At 45.0% G+C, this 6,143-nt stretch carries 7 protein-coding genes and 1 tRNA gene; 3 read left to right on the top strand and 5 right to left on the bottom strand.

The genetic code is table 11. From position 1 onward, the window contains the following. Positions 1-2: 2 nt before the first annotated feature. The 4 genes from tig to CK1_RS16995 all read right to left on the bottom strand — a co-directional run bounded on the left by tig (position 3) and on the right by CK1_RS16995 (position 3,274). The gene (gene tig, locus CK1_RS16980; RefSeq protein ID WP_015527366.1) at positions 3-1,289 is read right to left on the bottom strand and encodes a trigger factor; all 1,287 of its coding nucleotides are present in this window, start codon (positions 1,287-1,289) and stop codon (positions 3-5) included. Between the two features lie 155 nt (positions 1,290-1,444). Continuing rightward, positions 1,445-2,269 (bottom strand): SGNH/GDSL hydrolase family protein, encoded by an 825-nt coding sequence (locus CK1_RS16985; RefSeq protein WP_015527367.1) that lies wholly within the window; start codon positions 2,267-2,269, stop codon positions 1,445-1,447. 124 nt (positions 2,270-2,393) lie between these two features. Beyond that, positions 2,394-2,723 (bottom strand): hypothetical protein, encoded by a 330-nt coding sequence (locus CK1_RS16990; protein ID WP_015527368.1) that lies wholly within the window; start codon positions 2,721-2,723, stop codon positions 2,394-2,396. Next, positions 2,720-3,274: a DJ-1 family glyoxalase III gene (locus CK1_RS16995; RefSeq protein WP_044960892.1), complete on the bottom strand. Its 555-nt coding sequence runs from the start codon at positions 3,272-3,274 to the stop codon at positions 2,720-2,722. Before CK1_RS16995 ends, CK1_RS16990 begins: the two co-directional genes overlap by 4 nt. Positions 3,275-3,457: 183 nt before the next feature. On the opposite strand from CK1_RS16995, the gene CK1_RS17000 reads away from it, so the two are divergent. The 3 genes from CK1_RS17000 to proC all read left to right on the top strand — a co-directional run bounded on the left by CK1_RS17000 (position 3,458) and on the right by proC (position 4,912). Beyond that, positions 3,458-3,862 carry a CYTH domain-containing protein gene (locus CK1_RS17000; RefSeq protein ID WP_015527370.1) on the top strand — a complete coding sequence of 135 codons (405 nt, stop codon included), beginning with the start codon at positions 3,458-3,460 and terminating at the stop codon, positions 3,860-3,862. 116 nt (positions 3,863-3,978) lie between these two features. Further along, positions 3,979-4,049: transfer RNA gene (locus CK1_RS17005), tRNA-Gly, on the top strand. 68 nt (positions 4,050-4,117) lie between these two features. Next, entirely contained in the window at positions 4,118-4,912 is a 795-nt protein-coding gene (gene proC / locus CK1_RS17010) for a pyrroline-5-carboxylate reductase (protein ID WP_015527371.1), read from the top strand. Positions 4,913-5,002: 90 nt separating this feature from the next. On the opposite strand, the gene CK1_RS17015 is transcribed toward proC, so the two are convergent. Beyond that, positions 5,003-6,025: a threonine aldolase family protein gene (locus CK1_RS17015; RefSeq protein ID WP_015527372.1), complete on the bottom strand. Its 1,023-nt coding sequence runs from the start codon at positions 6,023-6,025 to the stop codon at positions 5,003-5,005. Between the last annotated feature and the right edge of the window lie 118 nt (positions 6,026-6,143).

Genomic DNA, 6,143 nt, shown 5'->3' on the forward strand with positions numbered 1-6,143 from the left:
TATTACGCCTCTACAGCTGCATCGGCAACTAATGTAACAGCTTTCTGAACAGCCATATCTTTCTTCATCTGCTCCATCTCGTTCTCACCGATGAGATCTTTTAATTTGTCTGCTTCCATCTTGTACATCTCTGCCATCTTGGAGATCTCTTCGTTAACCTCTTCCTCTGTTGGCTGGATGTTCTCTACCTCAGCGATCTTCTCAAGAACAAGTCTTGTCTGGATTCTCTTAAGAGCCTGTGGCTTCATGTCTTCCATCATCTTGTCAACGCTCTGGCCTGTGAACTGGAAGTACTGCTCCATGGAAAGACCCTGGGACTGCATTCTTCTTGCGAAATCGTCAAGCATCTGACGTGTCTGTGTCTCGATCATTGCCTCCGGAATATCCATCTGTGCATTCTCGATCACTTTATCTACTGCTGCATCTTCTTTTGCACGACGTGCATCTTCTGCTTTCTTCTCTGTCAGGTTCTTCTTAACGTCTTCCTTGTACTCAGCAAGTGTATCAAACTCAGATACATCCTTAGCGAAGTCATCGTCAAGCTCCGGAAGCTCTTTTGCTTCGATCTTCTTAACGTCGCACTGGAATACAGCTTCTTTGCCAGCCAGCTCTTTTGCCTGATACTCCTCCGGGAATGTAACCTTAACTTCTACGTGATCACCTGTGTTAGCACCAACAAGCTGCTCCTCGAATCCCGGGATGAAGGTGTTGGAACCAAGTGTCAGCGGATAGTCTGTTCCTTTACCGCCCTCGAATGCCTCACCGTCTACGAAGCCCTCGAAATCGATAGTTGCTGTATCGCCGTTCTGTGCTGCACGATCCTCAACTGTGATGGTTCTGGAGTTTTTCTCCTGCTCTTTCTTAAGCTCAGCCTCAACTTCCTCGTCTGTTACCTCTGTCTCAGACTTCGGAACCTCAAGTCCTTTATAGTCACCAAGAGTTACCTCTGGTTTAGTAGCTACTTCTGCTGTAAAGATAAATGGTTTGCCAGGCTCAACCTGTGTTACATCGATCTTAGGCTGGGAAACGATCTCAAGATCACACTCAGCAAGTGCTTTGCTGTAATGCTCAGGGATCAGAGCGTTTGCAGCGTCCTCAAGGAATACTCCCTTTCCGTACATCTGCTCGATCATTTTTCTTGGAGCTTTTCCTTTACGGAATCCCGGAATAGAAATTCTGCCTTTTGCTTTCTGATATGCATTCTGCATTGCTTTGTCAAGATCCTCGGCGGAAACCTCGATTGTAAGTTTCGCCATGTTTTTCTCCATTTTCTCCACCTGTAAACTCATGTTTCTTGTTCCTCCTTAATCATATCGAGTAAATACCTTATATAAAATAGTTAACACTCGCATTATATATTTACAGTCATTTCTGTAGTATAGCATAACCACTGTAAAAACGCCAGTATTTTTTCAGTTTTCCATATGCCCCCACAGGGCATTTCTCAGCTGCCCACGTCCTCAATGTTAAAGTAATTTTCTGTCTTTCTTATGTTGTTAAGACAAAATGTAAAAATCCTTTTATAAGTTTTAGGCGTATAATGAACACCATCGTCTGTACCGTCTCCCGTATTGGATACAGTACCATATCCGGTCCGCATCAGATAACTGTAAACATCAATATAGTGGTACTGACTTCCAAGCTCACCGGCAAGACCGCTGTTAAAAGTCCGGACATCCTCACATTTACGATTCTTGGTACTTCCCTTTTCCCCTCCATTGATCGGATTCACAGACATATAATACAGACTGCAGTTTTTCATGGAAAGCTTTGTTCCCAGCTTTTTCATATAAGACACGTACTGTGAGAGTCTATCATTCAGATCCTGTTTTCCGTTAATATCTCTGAGATCATTGATACCATGATTAAACACCACTGCGATCTTTGCGTATTTTTCATTTTTACGATATTTTTCTATTTCTTTCAAAAGAGCCTGTGCGCCCGTTGACTTCAGCCAGCCCAGTTCCGTATTAGAACAGCATACAAAGCTGACATGGATGTCCACATACTCCTTTCCAAACTGTTCGTACAATACCTTCTGAAGACCATATGTCCTGGAATCTCCCACAAAGATGATCCTTTCGTAATTCTCAGGATAATGAAAGCTGTTCCTGACCAGATTCGGTTCCTGATACCGCCAGAATCTCACCGCATAGAGATGCATGGTCCCACTGACTGTGATCACCTGTCCGGCTTCATACCTTGGTGCGGTCTTCTGACCTGCCCTGGTAGACCATCCAAGGAATGTATAATTCTCTTCATTGGCCATCACCGGTAGTTTCAGTTTTCCGCTTGGAGCCTGGATGATCTTGTAGATATCTCCGTCATTCCTGTGCAGGATCAGTTTGGGATTGTTCTTCTTTTTATCACTGCATAAAACGTTACATTTCTTTTTACAAAATATTTTTTCCCGGCTTATATCCTGCCTCCGCTCCTCCTTTTTTCAGAGACCATCCTTCTGCCTGATATCCTGCTGGGACCTGCGGCACTTTGGGAATCGTGATCATGGAACCATATTTCTGTTTCTTTTCCAATTTTTTATATATAGCAGAGGAGGCTCCTCCACCTGACCTGAAAGATACGGAATACACTTTTTTGCAAGCATTCCCGAATGTATCATCCGACCAGTCAAAGCCGGCAGCTGACACCAAATTTCCTGTGGCTGTCATCAGTATAACAAAAAGCGCCACTACCCACAGGACCTGTTTCATCTCTTTTTTCATGCTCTTACATACACCACCGATTCAGCGATCTCTTCTGCCTTTGCGCTTCCCTCCAGCTGTCCGATCAGGGAAAGGCTGAAATCGATGGCTGTTCCAAGGCCTCTGCTGGTAGTTACATTTCCATCTACCACTACAGGCTCCAGAGATGTTCTGGCACTTTTAAGCTGTTCCATAACAGATGGGTACGATGTAGCATTTCTGCCTTTCAGGAATCCAAGTCTCTCGAATATACCTGGTGCCGCACAGATAGCTGCTACCTTGCCGCCATTCTGATAGAAATCTGTCAGAAGCTCAGTCAGCGGTTTATATTCCTCCAGATATTTTGTTCCCGGCATTCCTCCCGGAATTACAAGCATATCCGCATCGGAAAAATCACATTCTCCAAAGGTACGGTCTGTAAGAAGATCGATCCCATGAGAGGTTCTGATCTCTTTTGTCTCTTTGATAGATACTGTCTGGATGTCGATCCCGGCTCTTCTCATCAGATCTACCACGGTCAGTCCTTCAATATCTTCAAAACCATCTGCGAAAAAAATATATACTTTACTCATGATCCTGTTCATCCTTTCTTTTATAAAATCCATAAATATTTTCTGTATTCCCCATTCCCTTCCATAATGCTTTTTCCATCTGAAAATGTCAAGAAATTTCAACAAATATGCCATTGCAAATCCTGTTTTTTCCTGTAGACTGAACATAATATCTTTTCATTTCACAAATCCGGAGGTTTTTATATGGAGATCGAACGTAAATTTCTGATCCGGAAGGATGACCTTCCGCAGGATCTGGCTTCTTATCCCTGCCACAGGATCGAGCAGGGGTATCTTTGCACTTCCCCTGTCGTCCGCATCCGCCGGCAGGATGATGACTATTTTCTTACTTACAAATCCAAGGGTCTCATGAGCCGTGAAGAATATAATCTTCCGCTCACCGCTGAAGCCTATGAGCATCTGAAGCCTAAAGCAGACGGTATCCTCATTACCAAGGACCGCTATGTGATTCCGGAAAAAACGGACTTTTTATTGAACTGGATGTGTTCCACGGAGAATACGAGGGAGTTCTTCTGGCTGAGGTGGAATTTCCTACAGAGGAAGCCGCCAATGCCTACACTGCGCCGGACTGGTTCGGAGAAGATGTAACTTATTCCACCAGATATCATAACAGTACCATGAGCCAGGGCTGGCAGATTAATAGCTGACCGAATCTGAAATCGCACTTGTATTTCTTATTTCAGGTGGTATAATTAGTAATGCAGGCAGATATAGTTCATCGGTAGAACATCAGCTTCCCAAGCTGAGGAGGCGGGTTCGATTCCCGTTATCTGCTTTCATTGCCAAAGAGGGCACGCAGTCAGGCGTGTCCTTTTTTATAAATTTCAAGGAGGATTTTTGTTTATGAAGATTGGATTTATCGGATGTGGAAATATGGCCTCTGCCATGATCGGCGGTATTCTCCGTCAGGGGATCTTTTCAAAGGACGAGATCATTGTTTCCAACCTTACAGACGAAGGCAGAGCGCGCAGTGAAAAAACTCTTGGTGTTGTCACCACTCTGGATAACAATGAAATAGTCAGATCTGCAAAAACTGTCGTTCTTGCAGTAAAGCCGCAGTTTTATGAGGAAGTTCTCACAGAGGTCCACGACAGTCTCACGACAGAGCACACCATCATCGGAATCGCTCCCGGCAAGACTCTTGCATGGCTGGAAGAAAAAGCCGGTCTTCCTCTGAAAGTTGTCCGTTTTATGCCTAATACTCCTGCACAGGTTGGGGCCGGAATGACTGCTGTATGTACCAATGACCGGGTTTCGGAAGACGAACTGGCAGAAATCCTTAAGATCACAGACAGCTTTGGCTGTACCGAAGTGGTACCGGAGCGTCTGATGGACGCCGCAGGCGCTGTAGGCGGCTGTTCACCGGCTTATGTGTTTATGTTTATCGAAGCCATGGCAGATGCCGCTGTCAGCCAGGGAATGCCTCGTAAGCAGGCTTATAAATTTGCTTCCCAGACTGTTCTCGGCAGCGCAAAAATGGTTCTGGAAACCGGCAGACACCCGGGAGACCTGAAAGACATGGTCTGCTCACCGGCAGGAACTACCATTGAAGGTGTCCGCACCCTGGAAAAGAGCGGCTTCCGCAGTGCCGTATTCGAAGCGCTTACCGCAGCTGCTGAGAAGGGTAAGAAGTTATAATTTTCGAAAACAAAAACTCCGTGAGGTCTGCATTCACCCGGACCTCACGGAGTTTTTCCATCTCATCTCTTTTATCGTCTGCCGACAGCCCTACAGCAACTCGATCAGCGCGTCAATATCTTCCATTTTTGTTCCCCAGCTTGTGGCAAAACGGATCACTGTATGATCTTTATCATATTTTTCCCAGAAATCAAACTGAACTTCTTTGCCCAGTTCTTCTTTCTTTTTATTTTCCAAAACTACAAACTGCTGGTTCGTGGGAGAATCCAGAAAAAGCTGATATCCTTTTTCCTGAAGGGCTCTTTTCAGCTTCATAGCTGTTTCAATAGCATTTTTGCTGATTCTTGTATACAGATCATCGGTAAACAGTGTGTCAAACTGGATTCCCAGAAGACGGCCTTTTGCCAGAAGGGCTCCCTGCTGCTTCACCATAGTCATAAAGTGCTTCGGAGCTTTTTTCGTAAAGACCACTGCCTCACCGCAGAGTGCTCCTACCTTGGTTCCGCCGATGTAGAACACATCTGTACATCTGGCGATATCCTCAAGTGTCACATCTGCTTCCGGACTTACCAGACCGTAGCCAAGTCTTGCTCCGTCCAAAAACAGCGGAAGTTCGTATTTATGGCATACCTCGGAAATTTCCTCCAGCTCTTTCTTCGTATAAAGTGTTCCGTACTCTGTCGGATGGGAAATATAAACCATTCCCGGAAATACCATATGGTCGTGACTTTCATCACCATAAAAAGTTTCCACATAATCTGTGATACTTTCTGCTTTGATCTTTCCGTTTTCTGCCGGAAGTGTCAGTACCTTATGTCCTGTATACTCGATTGCTCCGGCCTCATGACAGCTTACGTGTCCGGTCTGCGCCGCAAGAACACCTTCATAACGGTTCAGGACAGAACCTATGATCGTGGCATTGGTCTGAGTTCCTCCCACCAGGAAAAACACATCTGCATCCGGGCAGCCACAGGCTTTACGGATCTTCTCCTTTGCAGAATCACAGTATTTGTCTGTGCCATAGCCAGAAAGCTTCTCCATATTGGTTTCCAGAAGCTTCTGGAGGATCGCCGGATGCGCTCCCTCGCAGTAATCGTTTACAAAAAATAACATTTTATTTTCTCCTCATCTGTATTTTCATTTTATTTGACCGTCTTCCCCGGAATGATCTTACATGTGGAAAACGATTTGAATTTACAGGAAATCGCCCCCTTCAATAGGAAGCCCTTTT

The sequence above is a fragment of the Ruminococcus sp. SR1/5 genome, assembly GCF_000209835.1.
Lineage (GTDB): Bacteria > Bacillota > Clostridia > Lachnospirales > Lachnospiraceae > Blautia_A > Blautia_A fusiformis.